We start from the raw sequence: 25,788 nt of genomic DNA on the forward strand, positions 1-25,788 counted from the left end.
AACGCAGATGCCGCAGCTCCATCGTCATTCCCTCCCTGGGGTTTGTGCTGCGCGAGGTTCACCAAGTACCGTCAACGCCTTGAACACGAACAATCCGCCCAAGCCTGCGATCAGGGCCAGCACGATGGCGAACAGCGTGGCGCCTCCCGCCAATCCAAGCCAGTCGATCAGGTAGCCCGCCGCGACCGGCAGCGACCCTGCCGGGATGTAGCCGCCGATGTTGAGCACTGCATTCGCCTCGGCGCGCCGTCCGTCGGGCACGTGCAGGCCAATCAGGGTCAGGCCGCCCAACTGGCCCAGGCCCTGACCGGCACCCGCCAGCAGCGCCGCCGCCAGCAGCATCGGCGCGAGCGAGGCATGTACGGCGATGCCCAGGCTCGCCATCGCCAGTACCGTGGCCGTGGTGCTGCACAGGAAGATCGCGCGTACCGGCCAGTGACGCACCGCGAACTGCACGCCGGTCGCGGTCAAGAACATCGCGCACGCCATGCCGCCGGCGATCATGGGGCTGCGCACGTCGAGCAACCGGGACAACAGCGATGGCCCCAGCGCCAGCACGAACGAGGTTGCCGTGATACCCGGCCCGAAGGTGGCGATGCCGTAAGCCAGATGCCGTCGATTGGTGGCAGGCACCGTGGGCAGCCGAAGCCGAAACGGTTGGCCGCCGGATCGCAGCGGACGCCGCAAGGGCAACAGGCAGGCAACGATCAGCGCACTGCCGAGTGCAACCAACTCGGTGCCGAACACCGGCAGGATCGGACGCGCCAGCGTTTGCGCCAGGCCGCCTGCGAGCAGCGGCCCCAGCCCGGCCCCGAAGACCATCGACACCGAAGCCAGCAGTGCCGCCTGGCGCCTGCGTTCGCTGCCGCCCAGGTCGCCGACCGCCGCCATGCCGGCCGATACCATGATGCCCACGGCAATGCCAGTCAGCAGGCGGGCAATGCCCAACGCCAGCACCGATTGCGCACCGGCGAACAACAGGCAGGCCGTCAGCGCGGCCAGCAGGCCCGGCAGTAACACCGGCTTGCGGCCATAGCGGTCGGACAACTGCCCGGCCACCAGCAAGGTGCCCAGCAGGCCGGCGATGTAGAGGGCGAAGATCACCGTCAGCATGCCGGTGGAGAAACCGAGTTCCTGCTGCCAGTGGACGTACAGCGGGGTTGGCAAATTGGACAGCATGAACACGGCTGTCACCAGCCATGCCGCGCCGAGCATGGAAACCGTCGATGTGCGGCCGGTCATGGCCGGGCCTCTCCGGCGTCTTGTATCGCCGCATCGACCACCCCGACGGGAAACTCCGGCAGCACGTATTCCGCTAGTTCCGCCAGAACTTCGGCGGCGGGACGCCGCAACGGTTTCAGGTTCAACGCGACGTGGGACACCCCTTGCGCCTGTTGCCGCTTCCAAAGGGCGATCAGCGCATTCCTGCCCGTGCGGATGCCGCGGCCGACCTGCAAGGGTGCGTCCGGGTTCTCGTCGAGGTCGAAAAAGACGCCATAGCCGTAAGGCTTGAACACCTGCCCATCGCCGCTGGCACGCCATTGCGCCAGTACGTCGGGCAGGCGGTCGAAGTCGCTTTGATGCCAGATCCAGCCATCCATGTGCTTGGCGAGCCAGTCGACGTCCTGGCCGCAGCGACCGATCGCCAGCGTCGGCAGGCGGCCGCCCACGGGCTTGGGCACCAGGTCGAGGTTTCCATCGAGCCGCCCGTAGTGCGCCGTCTGGTGCATGGGGAAAGGCTGCTCGGTCACGACGCGCAGCAGCGCATGCGCCTCCCGATAGCGTTCCGCCCGGTTATCGTAGGGCTGGGCCAGCGCCGGGTACTCCGTCGCCCGGTCCCCCGTGGACAGCCCCAGCAACAGCCGGCCGCCGGAGAGCTGATCGACGCTGGCCGCCTGCTTGGCGACCAGCACGGGATCGCGCAGGGTCATCACCATGCCGGCCGTGCCGACGGCGATGTGCCGGGTGACCGCTGCCAGCCAGCCGGCATAGACCATCGGATCGTGGATTTGCCCCACGTCCCCGAAGCTCGGATCGAGGAATGGTACGTCGCGCAGCCAGATCGCCGCAAAACCGAGTGCGTCGGCCTGGCGAGCCAGCGCCGCATGCCTCTCCAGCGTGGGCGCGGGGGCATCCGGGTAGCCCTCCAGTGGAGCGATGAAACCGAAGGTGAGCTGTCCCGGCTGAAAAACCCGCGCATAGGCCCGATGCCGTGCAAGGTCGGTGGGCAGAGAACCTGTCCTGATTGGGTTCATGCCGTCGCTCCCGCTTCTTCATGCGCGCGCGAGCGGCCGAGCAAGGCGAACACCAGCAATGCGGTCAGTGCCGACGCAGCGGCCAGGACGTACAAGACCCAGCGGAATGCGTGGTCGTAGGTCGCCAGCAGCAAGGCGCGCTCTCCAGTGACGCGGGCGCTGGCCTGCGCCAGATCGCCGAGCGCGGCACGATTGGCCGCCTCGATCACAACGGCTGGATCGGTTGCGCCCAAGGCGCCGAGCAACCCGGCCTGGATCAGGAACGCCAGCAGCGCACCGGCTACCGCAATGGCGATGCCGTCGGCCGAGACGCGCACGCAATTGAAGATCCCGGTCGCCATGCCCGCGCGTTCTTTCTCCACCACGCTCACGGCCATCCCGTCCATCAATCCCCACGGCAGGCCAATGCCGATGCCGATCAGCGCCAGCGGCGTCACCAGCGCGGGGCCGGGGCCGCCAGCCAGCACCTGGCCCAGCCAGACCAGCCCGACCGCCACCAGCAGCAGCCCGACGCCGGACAGCACGCCGGAAGTGAACCAGCGCGACAGCAGCGCGGCCAGGAACGGCACGACCAGCAGCGGTGCGGCCAGGGCAATCATCATTTGTCCCGCTTCAAGCGCACCCAGCCCGTCGATGCCGATGAAGCGGCCCGGCAGCATCACGATCAGCGTGACGAAGAAGAAGGCCGGCGACGCGGCCAGTACCTGCACGCCGACGAAACGCCCACGACCGAACAGCGACAGGTCGAGCATCGGCCGCACCGCGCGCCGCTCGATTTGCACGAAGGCCACGAACAGCACGGCTGCCGCCAGCAGCGACCCAATGACCGAGGCGCTGCGCCAGCCTTCTTCCGGCGCCAGCAGGATGCCGTAGGTGAACAGAGCGAGCGCGGCGGTGAAGCTGATAGCGCCCGGCCAGTCCAGGCCAGTGGCCTGCGGGTCGCGGGACTCCGTGGCGCTGGCCCATACCAGCCCGAAGCCGGCCACCCCGATCAGCGCCGTCGCCAGAAACACCCAGCGCCAGCCGGCAACCTCCACCAGCCAGCCGGACGCCAGCGGCCCGAAGGCCAGGCCGATGCCAAACGTGGTGCCGAGCAGGCTGAACACCCGCGTGCGGATGGGGCCGTGGAAGGTCTGCGCCAATGAGGACATGGCGCCCGCGAAGGCCGCCGCGCCGCCCAGTCCTTGCAGCAGGCGCAGGCCGTCAATCCAGCCGACCGTTGGCGCCAACGGGATGGCGAACGTCACCAGCGCGAACAGTGCCAGGCCGACCAGCCACACGCACTTGCGGCCATAGGTATCGGTCAGGCTGCCAGCCGCCATCATGGCGCTCCCGTAGGTCAGGATGTAACCGTTGACCACCCAGTTCAGTTGCACCGCCGTTCCGCCCAGTTCCCGGCTGATGGAAGGCAGCACGACGGCCGGCCCGGTGAAGCACAACGGGATCAGGAGGCCGGTGAGGCAGGCGGCGAGCAATTGCAACCAGTCGCGGCCAGTGGTGCCGCTTGTGGCGGCCGGGGCTTGTGTCATGGAAAACGTCCGCAAAGAGTCCGTGAAGGGACAGGCAGACACCGAAGCCGTATTTCGAAAGCCGAGACGACCGCATCCAACCTGCGCAGCCGTCAGCGTAGGGGCGCGCACCATCAAGAAAAATAGGCTAATGTTCCCAACATATCGGACCAAATTTCTTAAATCGGCGACGAGATGGACTCTCTCAATGGCATTGCGTTCTTCGTGCAAGCGGCGGACGCCCGTAGCTTCTCGGAAGCCGGGCGCGTCCTCGGTATCTCGTCCTCCGCCGTGGGCAAGAGCGTGGCGCGGCTGGAGGAGCGGCTGGGCGTGCGCCTGCTCCACCGCAGCACGCGCAGCATCACGCTGACGGCCGAAGGGGCACTGTTTCTGGAGCGCTGTCGGCGCATCCTCTGCGAGGTCGAGGCGGCCGAACTGGAACTGTCGGAAACCCGGCAAGCACCCCGGGGCAAGCTGCGCGTGAGCCTGCCGCTGGTCGGCGGCTTGGTCGTGCCGGCGCTGACGGCCTTCATGCATCGCTACCCGGCCATCGAACTGGACGTGGATTTCTCGGATCGGATGGTCGATGTGATCGAGGACGGGTTCGATGCCGTTATCCGCACCGGGGAGCCGACGGACTCCCGGCTCATGTCCCGCCCGTTGGGCACCTTCAAGCTGCTGCTGGTCGGCGCGCCCCGGTATTTCGCGGCGCACGGCACGCCGCGCGTGCCCGCTGACCTGGCGGCTCATGCCTGCCTGCAACACAAGTTCCCGAGCACCGGCAGGTTCGAGCCGTGGCCCGTGCGCGTGCCGGAGGACGAGGCGGAACCCGTCCTCTCGGCGTCAATGGTGTGCAACACCACCGAGGCCCTGGTGCACGTCGCCCGCGACGGCCTTGGAATCGCTTGCCTGCCGGACTTCATGGTGCGCGACGCGATCGCAGCAGGTGAACTGGTGACGGTGCTGGATGACTTCAACCAGCATCAGGGCACCTTCCGCATGCTCTGGCCGTCGAGCAAGCACCTGGCACCGAAGCTGCGCGCGTTCATCGACTTCATGAGCGCGGAGCTTTTCAAGCCCCGATAGGGGTGGGGCCGCGCCAACTGCCGCGGTCCCACCGGGAAAGCCACGCAGATGCCGATGCCCATCGCCTGCGCCTGTCCCCGACACTGTGAGTACGCCCTGCCGGGCGCACGAAATAAAAAAACCGGCCCGAAGGCCGGTTTTTCATACTGCATGCCGTGAGCGGCGCTCGCGCGCCGCGCGACATCAGAAGCGGTGGATCAGGCCAACGCCGGCGCCGATCTGGTTCTGCTTCGAACCTGCGCCCACGCCGTCGCCGATCGACGTCGTTGCATTGACGATGCCGCCGGTAAGGCCGCTGATCGTGTTGCCGCTAGCGTGCTGGTACGCTTCAACCGCGTACAGACCCGTGCGCTTCGACAGGCTGTAGTACTGCGACAGCGTGACCTGGTGGTACTTGGCCGAGCTCGAAACACCGTTCGACTGCGTTGCCGCCGTGTACGAGTAGCCTGCCGCGAAGTCCCACTGCGGCGATGCCTTCCAGTGCAGCACGGCGCCTGCCGTGTTGAAGATCGCCGTGTTGCGGAATGCCGACAGCGTGCCCGGGATGTACTGGACGTTCGAGTACGACACCGAGATGTCCCACGCCGGCGTGAACTGGTAACCGGCCGTCACGGCGAGACGCTGTTGCGACTGTGCCGTCTTGTAGCCGCCGTTGATCGACGACACGGCCTGCTCCGCGCCGTTGCCGCTCGAATCCAGACCGTTTTGCGCGGTCGAGTTCGCGCCCCACACGCCGCCGCCGAGCGTCGCGTTGTTGATGCGCTGATAGCCGACTGCGATGCCTGCCGGGCCGTTCAGGTACTGGACCGCCGCGCTCCAGGTCGAGCCGCGGTTGAAGCTGCCTGCCACGCCGCCGAGCGAGTACGAACCGCCGACCGTGAAGCCGTAGAACTTCGGCGACATGTAGACGAGCGAGTTGTTCGCGCGGTAGCTGGTATCCAGCGAGTCGATATCGCCCGGGTGCGCGCCGTAGTAACCGGTCAGCCAGGTCGTCGGGCTATACGGCGACAGCAGCGTGTAGTACGCGGTGTACTGGCGGCCTGCCGTCAGCGTACCGTACGTTGCGTTGGTCAGACCAACCCACGCCTGACGCGTGAAGATGCCGTTCGTCCACTGCGACGAGCCGTTGTTCGCGTTGAAGCCGGCTTCCAACTGGAAAATCGCCTTCGTGCCGCCGCCGAGATCTTCGCTGCCCTTCAGGCCGAAGCGGCTGCCTGCCCAAATGCCGGTGGCCATCTGCACCTTCGAGTGACCACCCGAGACCGCGCTGGTCGCCGACGAGTTGTTCTGGTAAGCGATAGCGTTATCGACGATACCGTACAGGGTCACGCTGCTCTGGGCGTGGGCGGCGGTAGCGGCTGCAAGGCCCGCTGCCGTCATGGCGAAAGCGACGCGCTTTTTCATTGATTCTCCGTCCTCAAAGAATGATTTCTTTTCTGGTGTGGTTTTATGACTGACACATGTGCGAGTACATGCCGGCGCAATTCTGACGGATTACCGATTATTTCCCAACACGCGCAGTCGGTCATCGTATGATCGACGCAACGCACGGGTTCACCAAGCGGTTACATAACACCTGAAAACGCTTACGCGATGGGCACTTCCGGCATTTCCCGGTGAAAACCCTAGCTTTACATTTTTACTGGTGTAACGAGACCGCCCGATGTCGTCAGACGCCTTCGGCAAAAATCATCTTACAAATGCGCGATCGCATCCGACATCGCGATTCACGCCGCCGCGCAGGATCGCTGACGTTCATGACACCCACATTTCGGAAAACGAAATCATGAAAACGTTTCAGTCCGTGCGCGGGAGATCGGACGGGAACGGCCCGGCGAATGCGGGCCGAGAGGCAATGCCGGCGCGGCGCGCCGACAATATTCAATGCGATGCCGGACGGGCAAGCCGCGTGTTCACCGCATCGGCGAGCGCGGTCATCCGCGCACGGATCGCCGTGTTCGAGCCGACCAGCGCGAGCGACGACGCCATGATCCGGTAGATGCGTTTTCTCGGCACCTTGGCCGGCTTCGCCGGGTCGAGCCACGCATCGTGGCCAGCCAGCAGTTCGAGCGTTTCGAGGCCGATCATGATCGGCCACAGGCACGCGAGCCGCAGCCGCACGAAGCGGCGCGGGATCGCGAGCGTGTACAGGCACGCGTCGCGATACTGGTCGAGTGCGACGCGCAGCAGGTCGACCAGCACGCCGCGCGCGCGCGCCGACGCATCGGGCGACATCAGGTCGGCAAGGCCGATCCCGTGCGCACCCAGCACGTCGTCGGGCAGGTAGCAGCGGCCGATGCGCAGGTCCTTCGCGCAGTCGCGCAGGATGTTGGTCATCTGCAGCGCCTTGCCGAAGCGGATGCCCTTCTCGCGCATGTCCGGCAAGTCCCAGCCGCGCGCGGCACGCGTGTGCGCGCCCGTCATGTCGGTCCAGAATTCGCCCACGCAGCCCGCGACAAGATACGTGTAGCGGTCGAGCACGTCGCGCGTCGGCAGCGACGCGCCCTGCCCCGACTGCTCGTCCGGGAACGTGCGCAGGTCGAATTCCATTCCTGAAGTGAGCGTCGCGACGACCTTGCGGATCGATGCGCGGTCGGCGTCCGGCTGCGCGCGCAGCAGCGCGAGCATCGGCTCCATCGAGCCGAGCAGCACATGCTCGTGCGAATCCGTCTGCATCCGCGTCACGTCCTCGAGCGAACGCGACAGCGCCGCGCCGTCGCCGAGCCGCTCGATCTCGTCGCGCAGGTCGGTCAGCAACGCCGCCCGGCGATCGGGCGCGACGAGCGCGGTATCGGCGATCGTGTCGGCCGCGCGCGCGAGCAGGTACGCGAGGCCGACCGGGTCGCGCATGCCGTCGGGCAGCACGCGCAGCGTCAGGTAGAAGGAGCGGGAAACGTGCTTCAGCAGGTCGCCGAGCAAGTAGGCGGAATCGGTTCGAGTCGTCATGGGTCGGGAAAAATCGGCCGGCGCGGGCGCCGGACGCACACGGGCGCCGGGCGCCCGCGCCGGCCCGCGAGTCGCCGCATCGTCGCGCCGCGCGGGCGTCGGCCCGGGCGCTGCGATGCAAAATTCCCGCAAGTTTAGTGCATCCGGCGCGCGGCCTGCCTGCGACGGCCGGAATGCGGCACGCACATGGATGCCGCGCCCCTCCCGCCGCCCTCATCGCACCGCCGAACAAAGCAGAAAGGCCAAAGTAATACATATGTAATTATTCGATGCGACGATCGCGTCCCGTTCGATTCCGTACGGCACGGCAAAACAGCCGCGCCGGCGGAGCGAGCGCCCCTTTTCCGACTCCCGTTTCGAAGGTTCATCGACATGTTCTTCACGCGCCCGACCGCCCTGCGCTACGTCCCGTTCGCCTGTGCCGCCGCCTTCCTGCTCGCCGCGTGCGGCGGCGACGACGACCTGACGTCCGATCCCACGCAGCCGATTTCCGCGAAGGTCCAGGTGGTCGGCCATCGCGGCGCGAGCGCGCTGCGCCCCGAACACACACTCGCGTCGTATCGCAAGGCGATCGAGGACGGCGCGGACGTCATCGAGCCCGACCTCGTGTCGACGCGCGACGGCGTGCTCGTCGCGCGCCACGAGAACGAGATCTCGGGCACGACGAACGTGTCGGCGCTGCCGCAGTTCGCGAGCCGCAAGGCGACCAAGACGATCGACGGCGCGCAGCTCACGGGCTGGTTCACCGAGGATTTCACGCTCGCCGAGCTGAAGACGCTGCGTGCGCGCGAGCGCATTCCGCAGGTCCGCCCCGCGAACACCGCATACAACGACCAGTTCGAGATTCCGACCTTCGACGAGATCGTCGCGCTCGCGAAGCAGATGTCCGCGCAGACCGGCCGCACGATCCACCTGTATCCGGAAACCAAGCATCCGACCTACTTCCAGTCGATCAACCTGCCGCTCGAGGATCGCCTCGTCGACGCGCTGCTGAAGGATTCGTACACGTCGCGCACCGCGACCGTCTACATCCAGTCGTTCGAAGTGGCGAACCTGAAGACGATCCGCAACCGGATCAAGTCGAGCCAGCCGAACTGGAAGCTCGTGCAGTTGATGGACGAAGCCGGCCAGCGCCCGTTCGACTTCGTGAAGGCGAACGACAAGCGCACCTACGGCGACCTGTCGACGCGCGACGGCATGCGCGAGATCGCGACTTATGCGAACGGCGTCGGCCCGTACAAGACGTCGATCATCGCGGTCGCCGCGGACGGCACGCTGCAGCAGCCGACGCCGTACGTGCGCTACGCGCACGAGGCCGGCCTCGTCGTGCATCCGTACACGTTCCGCCCGGAAAACAACTTCCTGCCCGCGTCGCTGAAGGACGGCGGCACGCCGGCCACGCGCAACACCGCCGGCTCGGTGCGCGAGATCCAGGCTTACCTGCGCGCGGGCATCGACGGCTTCTTCACCGACGATCCGGCCGTCGGCCGCACGGCGGTCGATACGTTCAAGCGCTGAACACACTGAACGTGCCGAACGCGCGATAGCCGGGCGCGGCGCACTGCATGCCGCGCCCGGTGGCCGCCGTATCGGTCAGATCACGCTGAAGTGGTGCGTACCGTCGCGCTTCAACTGGTCGACCAGCCCGTATTCCCAGTCGAGATACGCCTGCATCGCGGCAGCCGCGTTGTCGGTGCCTTCGTACGGGCGCCGGTAGCGGTCGACGCGCGGTGACGCGAGCCGCGTCTCGCCGCTTTCGAGCGGCAGCCCGGCATCGATCCAGGCGGCCGTGCCGCCGGTCACCACCGAGATCTCGGCCGACGCCGGCAGCAGCGCGCGCGCGTCGTCCGCCGCGAACCGCGCGAGCAGGCTCGATCCGCACGTGAACACGTAGCGCTTCGCGGGCGGGACCGCCGCGAGCGCGTCGCGCAACTGCGCGCGCACGACGAACCAGGCGCCCGGAATATGGCGCTTCACGTAATTCGCGCTGGCCGTCACGTCGACGATCGCGAGTTCGCCGGGCGCGGCTTCCTTCAGCCAGCCCGCTAGCGTCGCAGGCGACACGTCGGCCGCGGGCGGCGTCGCCGGCACGTCGCGCGGCGGCTGGCCGCGCTCGCCGAACGCCGCCGCGCCGGCCGGTTCGACCACGCGCACGTCCCAGCCCATCTGTGCGAGCCACGACGCGGTCATGTCCGCGCGCACGCCGTCGTCGTCGGCGAGCACGATCCGCGCGCCGCGCACGGCCGCGTGATGGTCGGTCTCCTGCACGAGCTGGCCGCCCGGCGCGCTCAGGAAGCCCGGCAGATGGCCGGCCTCGTATTCCTCCGGCGTGCGCACGTCGAAGCGGTACAGCGTGCGGCCCGGCTCGTCGAGCGCGGCGATGCCTGCGAGCGCGATGCGCGGCACGCCGGCGCGTTCGGCCACCGCGCGCGCAGCCTGGCGCGCGTCGGCGCGCTGCGTCGCGTCGATGTCGTCCGGAAAGCGGCGCGCCGCGCCGTGCTCCAGCGTCTGGCCGGCGAGCGTCCAGCCGATCGTGCCGTTGCGCAGTGCCGCGACCGGGTTCGGCAGCCCCGCGTTGACGAGCGACTGCGTGCCGATGATGCTGCGCGTGCGGCCCGCGCAGTTGACGACCACCTGCGTGTGCGGATTCGGCGCGAGCGCGCGCACGCGCAGCACGAGTTCCGCGCCCGGCACGCTCGTCGAGGTCGGGATGTTCATCGTCTGGTATTCGTCGAAACGGCGCGCGTCGACGATCACGACGTCGGCCTTCGCATCGATCAGCGCCTGCACTTCCTGCGCGGACAGCGACGGCGTATGCCGCTCCGCCTCGACCCATTCGCCGAACGACTTGCTCGGCACGTTCACGTCGATGAACAGTTCGCCGCCCGCGGCCAGCCAGCCCGCGAGGCCGCCGTCGAGCAGCCGCACGTCGGTATAGCCGAGTTGCGCGAGCTTCGCGGCCGCGCGCGGCGCGAGATCCTCGCCGCCCGCTTCGCCGAACACGACGATCGGCGTGTCGCGGCGCGGAATCCGCGTCCACGCGTCGAGTTCGAGCTTCGACAGCGGAAAGTTGGCGGCCCACAGCGGGTGGCCCTGCGCGTACGGATCTTCCTCGCGTACGTCGATCAGCGCGATCTCGTCGCGGGCAAGCAGGCGCGCGCGCACGTCCTGGTACGACGCGGCGGAAAAGCGGGAAGTGGAATCGGCGGATTGCGTCACGATGTCTCTGTCTGATTCTGTTGAAGTCGGTGAAGAAAGCGAAACGGATGAAACCCGGGCCTGCCGGCGCGTGCCCGCAACGGGCCGCGCCGGCGGGCGCTGCATCAGGCGTTCGAATAGCCCGACACGAAAGGCTTCACGGTGCCGTCGTCCAGGTACACCGCGCGCTCGACCTTGCCGATGTTCGCGCCGTACACGTGGATGCTGATCGATACCTGGTCGTCGAATGCGTTGGTCACGCGATGGACGTCGCCGATGCGCGGCGACACGGCCTCGATCTCGCCCGGCTGCAACCGCACGGCTTCGCCGGACGGCACGGGCCGGCCCGCTTGGTCGAACCGGTACGGCTGCGAGAACTCGCCGCCGCGCAGCATCCCGATCAGCCCCCACACCGTGTGGTTGTGGATCGGCGTCGTCTGGCCGGGCCCCCACACGAAGCTGACGACCGAGAACCGCTCGTCCGGATCGAGATACAGCAGGTACTGCCGATAGCGCACGGGATCGGGCTGGGCGAACGCGTCGGGCAACCAGTCGTCGTGTGCGACGAGCGCAGCGAGCAGCGCGCCACCCTCGTCGAGGATGCGCGCCTCGTTCGCGCCGGACGCGAGCAGCGCGCCCAGACCGTCGACGAACGGCCACAGCGGCGTCTGCTGCAACGAAAGCGTACTCATCGGCTGCCTCCTCGAATATGATGCCGAATATGATGGATCGTCATGATGCACCCGAAAGACCATGCAGAACAAACATGAAAATTAGCGATATCGACGCTTTTGCAGCAGTCGTCCGCTGCCAGACCCTGAGCCAGGCCGCGGCCGAGCTCGGGATGACGCAGCCCGCGATCACGCGGCGCGTCCAGAATCTCGAGGAAGCGCTCGGCGTGATCCTGCTCGATCGCAACACGAAGCCGCCGCGCCCGACCGATATCGGCCGGCAGGTCGTCGAGCAGTGTCGCGCGATCCAGCGCGAAGTCGATGCGCTGCGCGAACTGACGGCCGGCCAGCAGCCGCCCGCCGGCGAATTCCGGATCGGGCTCACGCAGGGGCTCGGCGAACTGATGCTGCCCGCGCTCATCGCCGAACTCGCCGCGCAGTGGCCCGCGCTCGCGACGCAGGTCACGACCGCATGGGGCGGCATGCTCGTCGAGCGCGTCGCACGCCGCGAACTCGACGCGGCGCTCGTGTTCCTCGCGCGCGAGATGGTGCTGCCGGCGCAGGTCGAAGGCGCTCGGCTGCTGGCCACGCGGCTCGTCGCGGTCGGCCGCAAGGGCGACTGGCCGCGCCGCAGCTACCGGCTCGCCGATTGCCACGCGCGCGGCTGGGTGCTCAATCCCGACGGTTGCGGCTTTCGCGCGGGCCTGCGGCGCGCGCTCGACGCGCAGGGCCTGCCGATGCCGGTCACGCTCGACACCTACGGCCGCGACCTGCAACTGCAGAGCGTCGCGAACGGCTTCGGCATCGGGCTGATGCCGCTGCCGCTCGTCGAAGGCAGCCCGCTGCGCGACGCGCTCGAGATCGTGCCGCTCGCCGATTTCAAGCCGCAGATCGATCTGTGGCTGCTGCGCCGGCACGATGCGGCCCGCTTCGACGCGCCGCTCGCGGCCATCGCCGCGCATGCGCGCACGGCGTTCGCGTTGCCCGAACAGACGCACGGCAAGGCTGCGTGACCGGACGGGGCGGCGTCTGCATCGCGCCGCCCTGTTTGCTTGCGTGGCAGCGCTGCACCGCTCACGCATCGTTTCGATCGCGTTCGACCTCGTTGCGTGACGCCCCGCCCGCCTCCGCTGTCGTTTCGCCCCGCCCCGCCGCTTCGAGCGCCGCACGCCCGGCCGCCACCGCGATCGCGTCGTCCTGCGGCGTATGCACGCGGCTGCACAGCACGTCGCGATAGTGGCGTTCGAGCGGATTGCCGCGGCTCAGCCCGTGGTTGCCCGACAGCTTCAGCGCCTGCTCGACCGCGCGGATCGCGTGCTCGGTCACGGTCCGCTTGACGAGGCCGCTCGTCGTGACCGACGGCGCGTTGCCGGCGTCGGTCCGCGCAATGTGATCGTCGAGCAGCACGCGGTTCGCATGCAGCCAGCCCTCGATTTCACCGACCGCCTCCTGCACGCGCGGCAGCGTCGCGAGCGGCGCGCCGAGCCCGCTCGGCGCACGCGTCGTCGCGAACCCGACCAGCCAGTCGCGCGATGCGCGCGCCACCGCGTCGTACAGGCTGCCGAGCAGCGCGACCATCCACGCCTGCTGGTCGGCTTGCGCGTCGGCATCCGCATGGGTCGCGGCCGACACGGCCCACGCGTGCGGCGCACGCACGTCGACCGCATGGTCGGCCGGCAGCCGCACGTCGTCGAATACGACCTCGTGACTGCCCGATGCGCGCAGGCCGAGGTGATTCCAGCTTTCGATCACGCGGATGCGGTCGCCGTCCGCGTCGCGGTCGCGCGGCACGAGAAACACGCCGACGCGCGGCTCCGGTTCATCGGTACGCGCCCACACGGCCAGCCAGCGCAACGCCGGAATCCCGGTGCTGTACAGCTTGTGGCCGGACAGCCGCCAGCCGTCGCCGTCGCGGCGCGCAACAGTGTCAGGCAGGCCGCCGCGCGACGGCGAACCGAGCGCCGGCTCGACGCGCAGCGCGTTGATCAGCGCGCCGTGCGCGACCGCGCTGTCGAACACCGCACGCCGCACCGGTGCAGGCCAGCGGTTGTCGGCACGGCCGAGCGCGCGATGCTGCAGATACGTCATCGTCAGCACCAGCGCGGTCGCCGGGTCGGCACGCGCGACCGCGGCGACGATCCGGCTCGCCCGCGCAAGCGTCGCGCCCGCACCACCATGCTCGCGCGGCACGACCTGCGCGATCAGCCCCGCGCGATGCAGCCGCGCGAAGTTCTCGTGCGGAAAGCGGCCGTCGACGTCGTTGCGAGCGGCGTCGGCGGCGAGCTCGGGTGCGAGGCGGTCGAGCAGCGCGGCGACGCGCGCGTCTTCTGCATCGTCGGCATCGTCGGCGTCGTCGGCAGGCAGAAGGCGCAGCGAAGGCTGCTGCGGCGACTGTGAGGAAGCGGCAAGGCTGGCGGACATCGAGACGGATTCCCTGGGTAGTGCAAACGCGGCAACGCCGGCAATAGCGATGATCGATCGTCACGCGGCGCGGGTTCGCGTGAAGTCGGCGATGCGTAACGTAACGCGCACCCGCCCGATCGTTCGTGAGCCCACAGCGTATGCGCAGCGCCCATCCACCCAAACCATGCAAATCTGATATTCAAATCGGGATTGATTATTTCCATTCCGCATGATCGCGGCGTTAACCTGCGCTCCATTCCTGCCCGGCCGTGCGCCGGGCCGTCCCTGCACCGGAGACCCAGATGAGCGTCGAATTCATCGGCATGATCCAGAGCCAGAAGCAGTCGGAAATCCACCCGGCGTCCGGCCCCGTGGTCGATCCCGACTATGTGCGCGACTTCGCGCGCGCCCACGAAACGGCCGGCTTCGACCGGATCCTCGTGCCGCATCACTCGACCGGCCCGTCGGCGACGCTGACGATCGCGTTCGCGGCGGCCGCGACCGAGCGCATCCATTTCATGCTCGCGCATCGCCCGGGCTTCACCGCACCGACGCTCGCCGCGCGGCAGATCGCGACGCTCGACCAGTTCAGCCGCGGCCGGCTCGCCGTGCACTTCATCTCCGGCGGCTCGGACAGCGAGCAGCAACGCGACGGCGATTTCCTCGACCACGATGCGCGCTATGCGCGTACCGACGAATACCTCGGCATCCTGCGGCGGATCTGGACCGAAGCGCAGCCGTTCGATCACGACGGCGCGCACTACCGGTTCAAGCAGGGCTTCTCTGAAGTGAAGCCGTTCCAGCAGCCGCATGTGCCGATCTACTTCGGCGGCGCATCGGAAGCCGCGCTCGCGGTGGCCGGCAAGCACGCGGACGTCTATGCGCTGTGGGGCGAATCGCTCGACCAGGTGCGCGACCTGACGACGCGCGTGCGCGCCGAAGCCGCGCAGCACGGCCGGCAGGTGCGTTTCTCCGTATCGTTCCGGCCGATCCTCGCCGCGACCGAGGACGAAGCGTGGGCGCGCGCGTATCGCATCCTCGACGAAACGCGCCGGCTGCGCGAAGCGGCCGGCCTCGGCGCCGGCGGCCCGCAGCAGAGCGAAGGTGCGCGCCGCCTGCTCGCCGCGGCCGAACGCGGCACGCGCGTCGACAAGCGGCTGTGGACCGAGATCGCGAAGCTCACCGGCGCGCGCTCGAACTCGACGGCGCTCGTCGGCACACCCGAACAGGTCGCCGACGCGCTGCTCGACTACTACGACCTCGGCGTGACGACGTTCCTGATCCGCGGCTTCGATCCGCTGGAAGACGCGATCGACTACGGCCGCGAACTGATTCCGCGCGTGCGCAGCGCCGTCGCCGCACGCGACGCGGCGCTGCGCGCCGCATGACGCCAACGGAGCCGCACGCCATGTCCGCCGTCCTCGCCACGCCCGTTCGCACCGCATCGGGCCTCGTGCTCGCCGAAGCGCCGCGCCAGCATTTCTGGTTCGACCCGCCCGCGCCGCGCATCGACGTCGCCGCCGAACGCCGCCACCGGCAGGAGCGGCTCGCGGCCGCGTTCCGCCTGTTCGCGCGCTTCGGGTTCGCGTCGGGGCTCGCCGGCCACATCACCGCGCGCGATCCGGAGTTGCCCGACCACTTCTGGGTGAATCCGCTCGGCGTGCATTTCTCGCAGATCAAGGTGTCCGACCTGCTGCTCGTCAACGCGCGCGGCGAAACCGCGATCGGCACGCGGCCGCTGAACAAGGCCGCGTTCGCGATCCATGCGGCGATCCACGAAGCCCATCCGCACATCGTCGCCGCCGCGCATACGCATTCGACCTACGGCAAGGCGTGGTCGACGCTCGGCCGCCCGCTCGATCCGCTGACGCAGGACGCGTGCGTGTTCTACGAGGATCACGCGCTGTTCGACGACTTCACGGGGATGGTCGTCGACACCAGCGAAGGCGCGCGGATCGCACACGCGCTCGCGAAGCCGGACGGCAGCACGCACAAGGGCGCGATCCTGAAGAACCACGGGATCCTGACGGCCGGCCCGACGGTCGAGGCCGCCGCGTGGTGGTACATCGCGCTCGACAACGCCGCGCACACGCAGTTGCTGGCCGAAGCGGCCGGCACGCCGCAGCCGATCGATCATGCGACCGCGCGCCACACGCACGGCCAGATCGGCGGCCCCGACGGTGCGCTGCATGCGTTCGGCAGCCTGTTCGCGCGCGTCGTCGCCGACGAACCCGACCTGCTCGACTGAGCGCCTATCCGCAAGCCCGGAGACCACACAATGACCCAACCCACCGCACCGGCGCCGGCCGACGCGCACGACGACAAACGCCGCCGGCTGCTGCGCGCGGCCGGCGCCGCCGCGCTTGCCGCGCCCGCGATCACGCTCGGCCGCAACGCATGGTCCGCGCCGCCGCTGAAGAAGCTCACGTTCGCGTGGAACCAGAACGCGTTCTGCCTGACGCCGATCGTCGTCGCGCAGGAACGCGGCTTCTTCGAGAAGAACGGCCTGAAGGTCGAGCTGATCAACTACAGCGGATCGACCGACCAGTTGCTCGAATCGATCGCGACCGGCAAGGCCGATGCGGCGGTCGGGATGATCCACCGCTGGCTGAAGCCGCTCGAAGCCGGCTTCGACGTGAAGATCATCGGCAGCTCGCACGGCGGCTGCGTGCGGCTGCTCGGCGCGAAGGCGGCCGGCGTCACGACGCTGCAGGCGCTGAAGGGCAAGACGGTCGGCGTCAGCGATCTCGCCGCGCCCGGCAAGCATTTCTTCTCGATCCTCCTCGCGAAGAACGGGATCGATCCCGAGCGCGACATCACGTGGCGACAGTATCCGGCCGACCTGCTCGGCGTCGCGGTCGACAAGGGCGAGATCCATGCGATCGCCGACGGCGACCCGAATCTCTTCCTGCTCGAGAAGCGCAGCAACGGCGCGTATACCGAACTGGCGACGAACCTGTCCGGCGAATACGCGCGCAAGGTGTGCTGCGTGATCGGCGCGCGCGGCGATCTCGTGCGCAACGACCGGCCGTCGGCCGCCGCGCTCGCGCGCTCGATCGTGCAGGCCACCGAGTACACGCACGACAACCCGAACGAGGCCGCGAAGGTGTTCGCGAAGTATTCGCCGAAGATCAGCCCCGAGGATCTGCGCAAGCTCTACGCGACGCTCACCTATACACATCACCCGACCAACGTCGACCTGCAGCAGGAAATCGCGTTCTATGCGGACGATTTCCGCCGCATCAGCGTGCTGAAGAAAAGCACGGACCCGCAGCGCTTCGCGCAGCAGGTCTATGCGAACGTGCTGGGGTGACGCGATGTCGACGATCGAACACGCTCCCACCGCAGCACCGGCCGGCGGCAGCGCCAGTGCCTCCACCGCATCCTTGCGCGTCGCCTGCACGGCCTGCGAAGCTACGCTGGCCGCCGACGCCCGCCGCGCCCGGACCTGGCCGACCGGCATCGCCGCTGCGCTCGCATGGGCCGCGCTCGGCGCGCTCACGCAACTGTGGCCGAACCGCGTCGTCGGCTTCAGCGACTGGGCTTACACGGACACGTTCGGCACGGCCGCGTGGTCGATCGCCGCGCTGCTGCTCGCCGCCGCGACGCTCGGCCATCTCGTCCCCGCCACACGCTCGCGGCTCGCGCGCGTGCGTCCGGCCGGCCCGTGGCTCGTCGCGCTGCCGCTCGTGCTCGCCGCATGGGAAATCGTCACCGCGAAAACCGGCTGGCTGCCGACGCCGTTCTTCGCGCCGCCGCAGGCGCTGATCGAGGTTTATGTCGACGACTGGCCGCGCCTGCTCGGCAGCGCCGGCAACACGCTGAAGCTGCTCGCGCTCGGGTTTGTTTACGGCGTCGCGGTCGGCTTCGCGGTGGGCGTGTCGATCGGCTGGTCGCGCCGGATCGGCTACTGGGTGCATCCGGTGCTGCGCGTGCTCGGCCCCGTGCCGGCCACCGCACTGCTGCCGCTCACGTTCTACTTCTTCCCGTCGAGCTATTCGGCCGCCGCGTTCCTGATCGCGCTGTCGACCGGCTTCCCGGTCGCCGTGCTGACGTGGTCGGGCGTCGCGAGCGTCAACCGGCAGTACTACGACGTCGCGCGCACGCTCGGCGCGAACGCGCGCTTCCTCGTGCTGCGCGTCGCGATTCCGGCCGCGCTGCCGCACGTGTTCGTCGGCATCTTCATGGGGCTGAGCGCGTCGTTCACGGTGCTGGTCGTCGCCGAGATGATGGGCGTCAAGTCGGGGCTCGGCTGGTACCTGAGCTGGGCGCAGGGCTGGGCATCGTACGTGAACATGTATGCGGCGCTGATCGTGATGGCGCTGCTGTTTTCCGGGCTGATCGCGCTGCTGTTCGCGGTGCGCGACCGCGTGCTCGCGTGGCAGAAGGGAACCGTCAAATGGTAAGCGCCGCCGTACTCGAACCGTCCGTTGCAGCTTCGTCCACCGTCACGGCACCGCGCGGTGCGCGCATCGACATCCGCCGCGTGAGCCATGCATTCGACGGCCCCGGCGGCCCGCTGCCGGTGCTCGACGACGTCACGCTGTCGGTCGCGGCCGGCGAATTCGTCGCGCTGCTCGGCCCGAGCGGCTGCGGGAAATCGACGCTGCTGCGCCTCGTCGCGGGCCTCGACGCCGCGCGGCAAGGCACGATCGCGCAGGACGGCGTGCCGATCGAACGACCCGATCCGTCGCGCATCGTCGTGTTCCAGGACCCGACGCTGTACCCGTGGCGACGCGTGCGCGCGAACGTCGCGCTCGGCCTCGAAGCGCGCGGCGTGGCGCGGGTCGCGCAGCATCGCGTCGACGATGCGCTCGCGCGCGTCGGGCTGCAGGAATTCTCGAATGTGTTTCCGCATCAACTGTCCGGCGGGATGGCGCAGCGGGTCGCGCTCGCCCGCGCGCTCGTCAACGATCCGCGCCTGCTGATTCTCGACGAGCCGCTCGGCAAGCTCGATTCGCTGACGCGACTCACGATGCAGGCCGAGTTGACCACGCTGTGGCAACGCGACGGGTTCTCCGCGCTGCTCGTCACGCACGATGTCGAGGAAGCGCTGTTTCTCGCGCAGCGCGTGATCGTGTTCGGGCCGCGTCCGGCACGGATCGTCGCCGAATTGCACGTCGACCTGCCCTACCCGCGCCATCGCGGCGACCCGCGCCTAGCCGAACTGCGCCACGACGCGCTGCGGCATCTCGGGCTCGATGCGAGCTGGTAGATGCAGGGTGCCGTTCGACGATGGGCCGCGGCGCGGCGGGAACGCGGCCGATGAACGCGCCGCCGCTCTCCGACTGGACGCTCGCATTCCTGCAACTGCTGTATCGCGCGCAAATCGCGTTGACGCGCATGCTGCATGCGGTCGGCCTGACCGGCGACGCCGACGGTCAGGCCGCGTGGCCGTGGACGTACCGGATCGCGCTCGAGACGCTGCGCATCGACGCGGGCCTCACGCGGCAACTCGCGTTCGCCTGTGCGGTGACGGCGCTGGCCGTGGCGCTCGGCGTCGTCGCGCTCGCTTCGCGCAAATGGCGCTTCGCATCCGCGATCGCCGCGATCGCCGTCGCATGGTTCGCACCATGGCCGCCGTCGTCGCTATGGCTCGCGCCCGCGGTGCCGACGAGTTTCCAGCGCGATCCCGCGCCGTTTTCGGTGTCGAACGTGATGCACGGCGCGCATCTGTATGCGCAACACTGCACCGCCTGCCACGGCGCGGACGGCCGTGGCGAAGGGCCGCTCGCGGCCACGCTCGCGCACTGGCCGCCGACCTTTGCCGGCGCGCTGCTTGCGCGTCGCCTCGACGGCGAACTGTTCTGGCATGTGCGCCACGGCACGCACGACGAACACGGCGCGCCGACGATGCCCGGCTTCGCCGCGACGTTCGGCCCGCAGGACACGTGGGCCGTGCTCGACTACCTGAAAGCGCTCGCCGCCGGCAGCGGCGCGCAGGCGGAGGGCGCGTGGCCCGTGCCCGTCCCGCTGCCGGCGCTCGACGTACGCTGCGGCGGCGCCGCGCCTCAACCGCTCGATCGCTGGCGCGAAGGCCAGCGCGTGCGCATCGTCGCACTCGCGCCAGGCGCCGCGCCGCCGCCGGAAGATGCGCGCTGGCAAACCTTGCTCGTCACCGCACGGGGCGCGTCCGTGCCGCCGGCAACCGGCACGCGTGCGAACTGCGTCGCGTCGACGCCCGATGCGTGGCTTGCGTTCGCGACGATTGCCGGCGTCGCACCCGACGCGCTCGGCGGTACGCAACTGCTCGCCGATCGGCGCGGCTGGCTGCGGGCGCGCGCGTTGCCGGGCAGCGCCGGCTGGTCGGATGCCGACCTGCTGTGCCGTTCCGATACCGCTGCACGGCCAGCCGCGCCCGCCGTGCCGGCCGCGCCCGCCGCGAACGGCGACCCGCTGACCGCGCTGCTGCTGCGCGTCGACGCGGAACCCGTACGCGACGTGCAGGCCGGGCTCCCGCACTGAATTCCCGAACCCTTCTTTCGATCGACCCAACTTCACGATGAATTCGACCCGACGCCATTTCCTCGCACAAGCGAGCGCCCTCGCCACGATCGCCGCGGCCCCGACCGCGCTGCGCGCGCAATCGGGCGCACGGCCGCTGCTGCGCGCCGGCGACCAGAAAGGCGGGTTGCGCGCGCTGCTCGAAGCGGCCGGCGAACTGAACGGCCTCGCGTACGACATCGCGTGGACCGAGTTCCCGGCCGCCGCACCGCTCGCCGAAGCGCTGAACGCGGCCGCCGTCGATTGCGGGCCGATCGGCGATGCGCCGGTGATCTTCGCGCTCGCGTCGGGCGCACGCATCAAGGTGATCGGCGCGAACCGTTCCGATCCGTACGGCACGGCCGTGCTCGTGCAGCCCGACGCGGCGCTGAAAGGCGCGGCCGACCTGAAGGGCAAGCGCATCGGCACCACACGCGGCTCGATCGGCCATTTCGTCACGTTGAAGGCGCTCGACGCGGCCGGCCTGCCGCCCGATGCCGTGTCGTTCCGCTTCCTGCCGCCGGCCGACACGATGCTCGCGCTCGCGACCGGATCGATCGACGCATGGGCGACGTGGGAGCCCTATACCGCGCTCGCGGAAACGAGCGGCCGCGCGCGCGTGCTCGTCAACGGCCGCGGCCTGTGGTCGGGCCTCAGCTACATCGCGGCGACCGACACCGCGATCGCGTCGAAGCGCGACGTGCTGCACGATTTCCTGCGGCGCGTCGTGCGCGCGCAGACATGGTCGTACCGGCATGTCGACGCATATTCCGCGGCGCTCGCGCGCATCATCGGCATTCCGCCGGCGGCCGCGAAGCTGCAGTTCGAGCGCCGCAACACGCGCTGGCTGCCGATCGACGCGTCGGTGATCGCCGAACAGCAGCGCACGGCCGACTTCTACCTGAAGGCCGGGCTGCTGCGCCAGCCGCTCGACGTGCGCACGACGTTCGACCCGGGCTTCCCGCTCGCATGACCGGCCGCGCGGCGGTGCGCAACCGACCGAACGGCTTCGGCACGATCTGGCACAATCGCGCTTTGACTATCCACGTCATTCGAAGCCAGCGCCATGCCAGCCATCAGCGAACTTTTCGTCTACCCGATCAAATCCTGCGCCGGCATCGCGCTGCCGCGCGCGCAACTGCTCGAAACGGGCCTCGCATACGACCGCCACTGGCTGATCACCGATCCCGCCGGGCAGATGATCACGCAGCGCACACACCCGCGCCTCGCGCTGATCCGCACCGCACTCGACAGCGATGCACTCGTGCTGAACGCGCCGGGCATGCGCGAGATTCGCACGCCGCTCGACGGCGACGTGTCGCCCGCCACGCCGAAGATGGCCGCGACCGTCTGGCGCGACACGGTCGACGCGATCGACACGGGTGCCGAAACGGCCGCGTGGCTCACCGAATTCCTCGGCATGCCGACGAAGCTCGCGCGCTTCGGGCCTGACGCGCGTCGCGGCTGCAACCGCAAATGGACGGGCGAGATCGATACGCACACGCAGTTCGCGGACGGCTATCCGCTGCTCGTGATCGGCCAGACGTCGCTCGACGACCTGAATGCGCGGCTCGTCGCGAAAGGCGCGCCGGCGATCCCGATGAACCGCTTCCGCCCGAACATCGTCGTGTCGGACCTCGATGCATACGAAGAGGATTTCGTCGAACACCTCGACACCGACGGCGCGACGCCCGTGCGGCTGCGCCTCGTGAAGCCGTGCACGCGCTGCCCGATGCCGACGATCGACCAGGTCACCGGCGCGCCCGACCCTGCATGGCCGCATGAGCCGACCGACACGATGCAGACCTATCGCGCGAATCCGAACTACGACGATGCGCTGACGTTCGGCATCAACGCGATCGTCGTCGAAGGCGCGGGCGCGTGGCTCGAAATCGGGCAGTCGGTCGAAGCGGAGATCGGGTTCGGCGATTGAGCCGCGCTTACGGCACCGTATAGCCGTCGCAAGCGGGCAGCAGCCGGTCCGGCACGTAGGTCGCGGAAGCCGGCTCGAACCCGAAGCTGCGCCGATATGTGCACTGCCGATCGACGACCGTGACCAGATCGCGCTTGCGCAGCGGCGGTGCGGCGAGCGAATCCTTGTCCCGCGACACATGCCCCGGAAAGCTCGTTGCGCGCGTCGCGTACAGCAGTCGCGGAAAACCGGACCCGACGGCCCGGTCGAGGTGCAGCGTTGCATTGAACGCGTATTCGTCGTGACATGCGCCGAGCCGCCTGCGCTCGTCGCGCTCGGAAAAGCACGCGCGGATCATCGCCGAACCCGACAGCGAAACAGTCAGCACTTCCTGCGTACGGAACGCGGCGCCTTCCGGCACGACGCGGATCAGCCGTAATTCCGACGCCGATGCGCCGCCGCCCGAATAGCCGGTGGACAGGTTGTACTCGACGCCGACGATCACGCCGCCGGCCGCGTCGGCGACGCGCAGCACATGCGGCCACAGCGTGAAGCCGCCGTGGTTGTCGCCTGACAGATCGTCGAAGTCGGCGCGCACATCGGCCGCCTGCCCGTCGATTCGCGTGACACGCAGCGCGGCCGGACGGTCGACATCGCCGCTCCGGATCTCGACGCAAACCTGCCGATCGTCCGTGCAGCCCTGCTCCGCATCGGCCAATTTCGCGGGCACCGTCACGCTCAGCGGTTCCATGCGATTGCCCGCGCGGTCGGTTTCGACGGTTGGCGCGGTCGCGGCATAGGCCGGCATCGTCGCCCCGAGCGCGAACAGCGCCGCGACGCCGAGCATCGCGGCGCGGCCACGACGAATGCGCTGCGCGTGCCGCGCCGGCGCGGCGGAAAAGGATGCGGTAGTGAAATTCACGGCATTATCCTGACGGTTATCGGGCCTCGGCGCGCATGGCGCCGGCACGCTTGCCTGCATGTGCCGGCGTCGGCTTCGCAGCCTACCCTGCCGCGGGATCATCGGCCAGCCGCAGGCACGTCGTCATGCCGCTCGCGACGCCGCGTCGTTCACCGCCGGCAACCGGATCGTCACGACCAGCCCGCCGCCGGCCGCATCGGCAAGCGTCACGCTGCCCTGGTGCACGCGTGCGATCTCGCGCACGATCGACAGCCCGAGCCCCGTCCCTTCGACGGTCTGCGTCTTGCTGCCGCGATGGAAGCGCTCGAACACCGCGTCGCGCTCGTTTTCTGGAATCCCCGGCCCGTTGTCGATCACATCGAGCCGCGCGTGCTCGTCGTCGCGCGACACGCGCACCGTGATCACCGCGCGGTCGCCCGCATAGCGGATCGCGTTGTCGATCAGGTTGCCGATCATCTCGCCGAGCAGGTCGGACTGCCCATGCACGTCGACATCGGCCTCGTGTTCGAAGCCGAGATCGATGTCGCGCGCGCGTGCAACCGGCGACCAGTCGAGCGTCACGCTGCGCGCGAGCCGATGCAGCGCGACCGGCTTGTGCGCGATCGCATGGCCGCTGTCCGAATCGAGCCGCGACAGCGACAGCAGTTGCTGGACGATCTTCGCGGCCTGTCGCACCGCGCCGTTCGCGCGCCGCAGGTGACCGTTCACGCGCGGCTGCTCGTCGGGTCGCAGCGCGAGTTCGACACCGGCCTGCACGGCCGCGAGCGGCGTCTTCAACTGATGGGCCGCATCGGCGAAGAAGCGGCGCCGCGCGACCTGCATCCGCTGCGTGCGGCCGATGTACTGGTTGATCGAATCGACGAGCGGCGCAAGCTCGCTCGGCATCGCGCCGGTGTCGAGCGGCGTCGGGTCGTCCTCGCTGCGCGCGGCGACCGTCGCCGACAGCCGGTTCAGCGGCCGCAGCCCGCGCCCGACGCCGAGCCACACGATCCCGAGCGCGAGCACGACGAGCAACCCTTCCTGCAGCAGCGAACCGACCAGGATCTCGCGTGCGAGCGCCTGGCGCGCCTCGATCGTCTCGCCGACCATCACCCAGACGATGCGCGACTGCGCGGTCGGCACGTCGTGCACCGGAATGCGCAGCGCGGCCATCCGCAACTGCTCGCCGCGATAGACGACGTCGTAGTAGCGCGTGACGAACAGCGCGCCGTCGCCCGCGTCGCGCCCCTGCGGCAGCGGCAGGTCCGGGTAGCCGGTGATCGTGTGGCCGTTGTCCTCGCGGATCAGGTAGTAGATCTTGCCGCCGTCGCTCGATTCGAGCATTTCGAGCGCGAGATACGGCAGGTCGACCTCGATCTCGCCGTCGTTGAGCCGCACGCCTTCGCGAATCGACTTCAGCGACGACGACAGCGTGCGGTCGAACGCGACGTGCGCGGCGCTCATCGCGCGCTGGTACGTGAGCCACGAGTCGAGCGCGAGCAGGCCGAGCAGCGGCAGCAGCAGCCACAGCGCGACCTGCGTGCGCAGGTTCGGGCGGGTCACCATGCCTCCCGCCGGGCCGCCCCAAGGGGCGTAGCGGGGAATTCGCGGAGCACCGCTCTGCGCCCGCGCAGCCGGCCGGCTTTGCAAAGCCGGCCGTGGACGGCATGCGCCCCCTTGGGGGGCAGCGAACGCCAGTGAGCGTGGGGGTCGTAACTCATACCGCCTTCGCTTCGAGCAGATATCCGAGCCCGCGCAGCGTGACGATCGCGACGCCCGTGTTCTCGAGCTTCTTCCGCAGCCGGTACACGTAGATCTCGATCGCGTCGGCGTTGACCGATTCGTCGAGCCCGAAGATCTTCTCCGACAGCGTGTCCTTGTTGATCGCGCGGCCGTTGCGCAGGATCAGCACCTCGAGCACCGAGCGCTCGCGCGGCGTGAGCGACAGCGGTTCGCCCGCGAGGTGGAAGCTGCGATCGATACTGTCGTACGAAAGCGGCCCGCATTCGACCCGCGAATGCTCGTGGCCGAGGCTGCGCCGGATCAGCGCGCGGGCGCGCGCCTCCAGTTCGGTCAGCTCGAACGGCTTCGCGAGATAGTCGTCGGCGCCGAGATCGAGCCCCTTCACGCGGTCCTCGACCGACCCGTGCGCGGTGAGGATCAGCACCGGCACCGGATTGCGCCGCGCGCGCAGCCGCCGCAGCACCTCCAGCCCGTCGAGCTTCGGCAGCCCGAGATCGAGGATCACCAGCGCGTAATCCTGCGTGCGCAGCACGTGGTCCGCCGCTTCGCCATCCGCCATGTGATCGACCGCGAAGCGCGCGGCGCTCAGCGCGTCGTTCAGCGACTGGGCCAGGTTCGGATTGTCTTCGACGAGCAGCACACGCATGGGGATTCCGGTAAGGTCAGCGACAGGCCGCTACAT

The 25,788-nt window shown here is 69.1% G+C and carries 22 protein-coding genes; 11 read left to right on the forward strand and 11 right to left on the reverse strand.

The genetic code is table 11. The features are described 5' to 3' along the window. Nucleotides 1–24: 24 nt before the first annotated feature. The 3 genes from JYG32_RS21385 to JYG32_RS21395 are packed head-to-tail and all read right to left on the reverse strand — an operon-like array spanning nt 25 to nt 3,784. On the reverse strand, nt 25–1,242 hold the full coding sequence (locus tag JYG32_RS21385) for an MFS transporter (RefSeq protein WP_213266876.1): 1,218 nt from the start codon (nt 1,240–1,242) through the stop codon (nt 25–27). Beyond that, nucleotides 1,239–2,255, reverse strand: a complete 1,017-nt coding sequence (locus JYG32_RS21390; RefSeq protein ID WP_213266877.1) for an LLM class oxidoreductase — start codon at nt 2,253–2,255, stop codon at nt 1,239–1,241. Before JYG32_RS21390 ends, JYG32_RS21385 begins: the two co-directional genes overlap by 4 nt. Continuing rightward, nucleotides 2,252–3,784, reverse strand: a complete 1,533-nt coding sequence (locus JYG32_RS21395) for an MFS transporter (protein ID WP_213266878.1) — start codon at nt 3,782–3,784, stop codon at nt 2,252–2,254. The genes JYG32_RS21390 and JYG32_RS21395 overlap by 4 nt, the downstream gene beginning before the upstream one ends. Before the next feature lie 174 nt (nt 3,785–3,958). Here JYG32_RS21395 and JYG32_RS21400 point away from each other — a divergent pair, with 174 nt between their 5' ends. Further along, complete coding sequence (locus JYG32_RS21400) at nt 3,959–4,849, forward strand: LysR family transcriptional regulator (RefSeq protein ID WP_213266879.1); 891 nt, start codon at nt 3,959–3,961, stop codon at nt 4,847–4,849. 183 nt (nt 4,850–5,032) lie between these two features. Here the strand turns inward: JYG32_RS21400 and JYG32_RS21405 are convergent, their stop codons facing one another. After that, on the reverse strand, nt 5,033–6,253 hold the full coding sequence (locus JYG32_RS21405) for a porin (RefSeq protein WP_174383644.1): 1,221 nt from the start codon (nt 6,251–6,253) through the stop codon (nt 5,033–5,035). A gap of 477 nt (nt 6,254–6,730) precedes the next feature. Further along, on the reverse strand, nt 6,731–7,795 hold the full coding sequence (locus JYG32_RS21410) for a phytoene/squalene synthase family protein (protein ID WP_213266880.1): 1,065 nt from the start codon (nt 7,793–7,795) through the stop codon (nt 6,731–6,733). 372 nt (nt 7,796–8,167) lie between these two features. On the opposite strand from JYG32_RS21410, the gene JYG32_RS21415 reads away from it, so the two are divergent. Next, on the forward strand, nt 8,168–9,313 hold the full coding sequence (locus tag JYG32_RS21415; RefSeq protein ID WP_174383642.1) for a glycerophosphodiester phosphodiesterase: 1,146 nt from the start codon (nt 8,168–8,170) through the stop codon (nt 9,311–9,313). Between the two features lie 75 nt (nt 9,314–9,388). Here the strand turns inward: JYG32_RS21415 and JYG32_RS21420 are convergent, their stop codons facing one another. Both JYG32_RS21420 and JYG32_RS21425 read right to left on the reverse strand, forming a co-directional pair. Continuing rightward, nucleotides 9,389–11,014: a rhodanese-related sulfurtransferase gene (locus tag JYG32_RS21420; protein WP_213266881.1), complete on the reverse strand. Its 1,626-nt coding sequence runs from the start codon at nt 11,012–11,014 to the stop codon at nt 9,389–9,391. Between the two features lie 104 nt (nt 11,015–11,118). Then, on the reverse strand, nt 11,119–11,685 hold the full coding sequence (locus tag JYG32_RS21425; RefSeq protein ID WP_213266882.1) for a cysteine dioxygenase: 567 nt from the start codon (nt 11,683–11,685) through the stop codon (nt 11,119–11,121). Between the two features lie 17 nt (nt 11,686–11,702). On the opposite strand from JYG32_RS21425, the gene JYG32_RS21430 reads away from it, so the two are divergent. Continuing rightward, a complete protein-coding gene (locus JYG32_RS21430; protein ID WP_213266883.1) occupies nt 11,703–12,677 on the forward strand; it encodes a LysR family transcriptional regulator in 975 nt (324 codons plus the stop codon). A 61-nt stretch (nt 12,678–12,738) separates the two neighbouring features. On the opposite strand, the gene JYG32_RS21435 is transcribed toward JYG32_RS21430, so the two are convergent. After that, nucleotides 12,739–14,085: an acyl-CoA dehydrogenase family protein gene (locus tag JYG32_RS21435; protein WP_213266884.1), complete on the reverse strand. Its 1,347-nt coding sequence runs from the start codon at nt 14,083–14,085 to the stop codon at nt 12,739–12,741. Between the two features lie 284 nt (nt 14,086–14,369). On the opposite strand from JYG32_RS21435, the gene JYG32_RS21440 reads away from it, so the two are divergent. The 8 genes from JYG32_RS21440 to JYG32_RS21475 all read left to right on the forward strand — a co-directional run bounded on the left by JYG32_RS21440 (nt 14,370) and on the right by JYG32_RS21475 (nt 22,483). Continuing rightward, nucleotides 14,370–15,455 (forward strand): LLM class flavin-dependent oxidoreductase, encoded by a 1,086-nt coding sequence (locus JYG32_RS21440; RefSeq protein ID WP_213266885.1) that lies wholly within the window; start codon nt 14,370–14,372, stop codon nt 15,453–15,455. A 20-nt stretch (nt 15,456–15,475) separates the two neighbouring features. Next, on the forward strand, nt 15,476–16,315 hold the full coding sequence (locus tag JYG32_RS21445) for a class II aldolase/adducin family protein (protein ID WP_174384278.1): 840 nt from the start codon (nt 15,476–15,478) through the stop codon (nt 16,313–16,315). 30 nt (nt 16,316–16,345) lie between these two features. Next, a complete protein-coding gene (locus JYG32_RS21450) occupies nt 16,346–17,380 on the forward strand; it encodes an ABC transporter substrate-binding protein (RefSeq protein WP_174384277.1) in 1,035 nt (344 codons plus the stop codon). 4 nt (nt 17,381–17,384) lie between these two features. Next, nucleotides 17,385–18,473: an ABC transporter permease gene (locus JYG32_RS21455; protein ID WP_213266886.1), complete on the forward strand. Its 1,089-nt coding sequence runs from the start codon at nt 17,385–17,387 to the stop codon at nt 18,471–18,473. Beyond that, entirely contained in the window at nt 18,467–19,282 is an 816-nt protein-coding gene (locus tag JYG32_RS21460; RefSeq protein WP_213266887.1) for an ABC transporter ATP-binding protein, read from the forward strand. Before JYG32_RS21455 ends, JYG32_RS21460 begins: the two co-directional genes overlap by 7 nt. A 50-nt stretch (nt 19,283–19,332) precedes the next feature. Further along, nucleotides 19,333–20,532 (forward strand): c-type cytochrome, encoded by a 1,200-nt coding sequence (locus JYG32_RS21465; RefSeq protein ID WP_213266888.1) that lies wholly within the window; start codon nt 19,333–19,335, stop codon nt 20,530–20,532. A gap of 37 nt (nt 20,533–20,569) precedes the next feature. Continuing rightward, nucleotides 20,570–21,523, forward strand: coding sequence for an ABC transporter substrate-binding protein (locus JYG32_RS21470; protein WP_213266889.1), 954 nt, complete (start codon nt 20,570–20,572; stop codon nt 21,521–21,523). Between the two features lie 93 nt (nt 21,524–21,616). Further along, on the forward strand, nt 21,617–22,483 hold the full coding sequence (locus tag JYG32_RS21475; protein WP_213266890.1) for an MOSC domain-containing protein: 867 nt from the start codon (nt 21,617–21,619) through the stop codon (nt 22,481–22,483). A gap of 7 nt (nt 22,484–22,490) precedes the next feature. On the opposite strand, the gene JYG32_RS21480 is transcribed toward JYG32_RS21475, so the two are convergent. The 3 genes from JYG32_RS21480 to JYG32_RS21490 form a co-directional block, all read right to left on the reverse strand. Further along, the gene (locus JYG32_RS21480) at nt 22,491–23,384 is read right to left on the reverse strand and encodes a hypothetical protein (RefSeq protein WP_213266891.1); all 894 of its coding nucleotides are present in this window, start codon (nt 23,382–23,384) and stop codon (nt 22,491–22,493) included. Between the two features lie 123 nt (nt 23,385–23,507). Continuing rightward, the gene (locus JYG32_RS21485) at nt 23,508–24,926 is read right to left on the reverse strand and encodes a sensor histidine kinase (protein WP_213267437.1); all 1,419 of its coding nucleotides are present in this window, start codon (nt 24,924–24,926) and stop codon (nt 23,508–23,510) included. 154 nt (nt 24,927–25,080) lie between these two features. Further along, on the reverse strand, nt 25,081–25,752 hold the full coding sequence (locus tag JYG32_RS21490; protein ID WP_174382176.1) for a response regulator: 672 nt from the start codon (nt 25,750–25,752) through the stop codon (nt 25,081–25,083). Nucleotides 25,753–25,788: the final 36 nt, after the last annotated feature.

This window comes from Burkholderia pyrrocinia, from assembly GCF_018417535.1.
In the GTDB taxonomy this organism is placed as follows: domain Bacteria; phylum Pseudomonadota; class Gammaproteobacteria; order Burkholderiales; family Burkholderiaceae; genus Burkholderia; species Burkholderia pyrrocinia_E.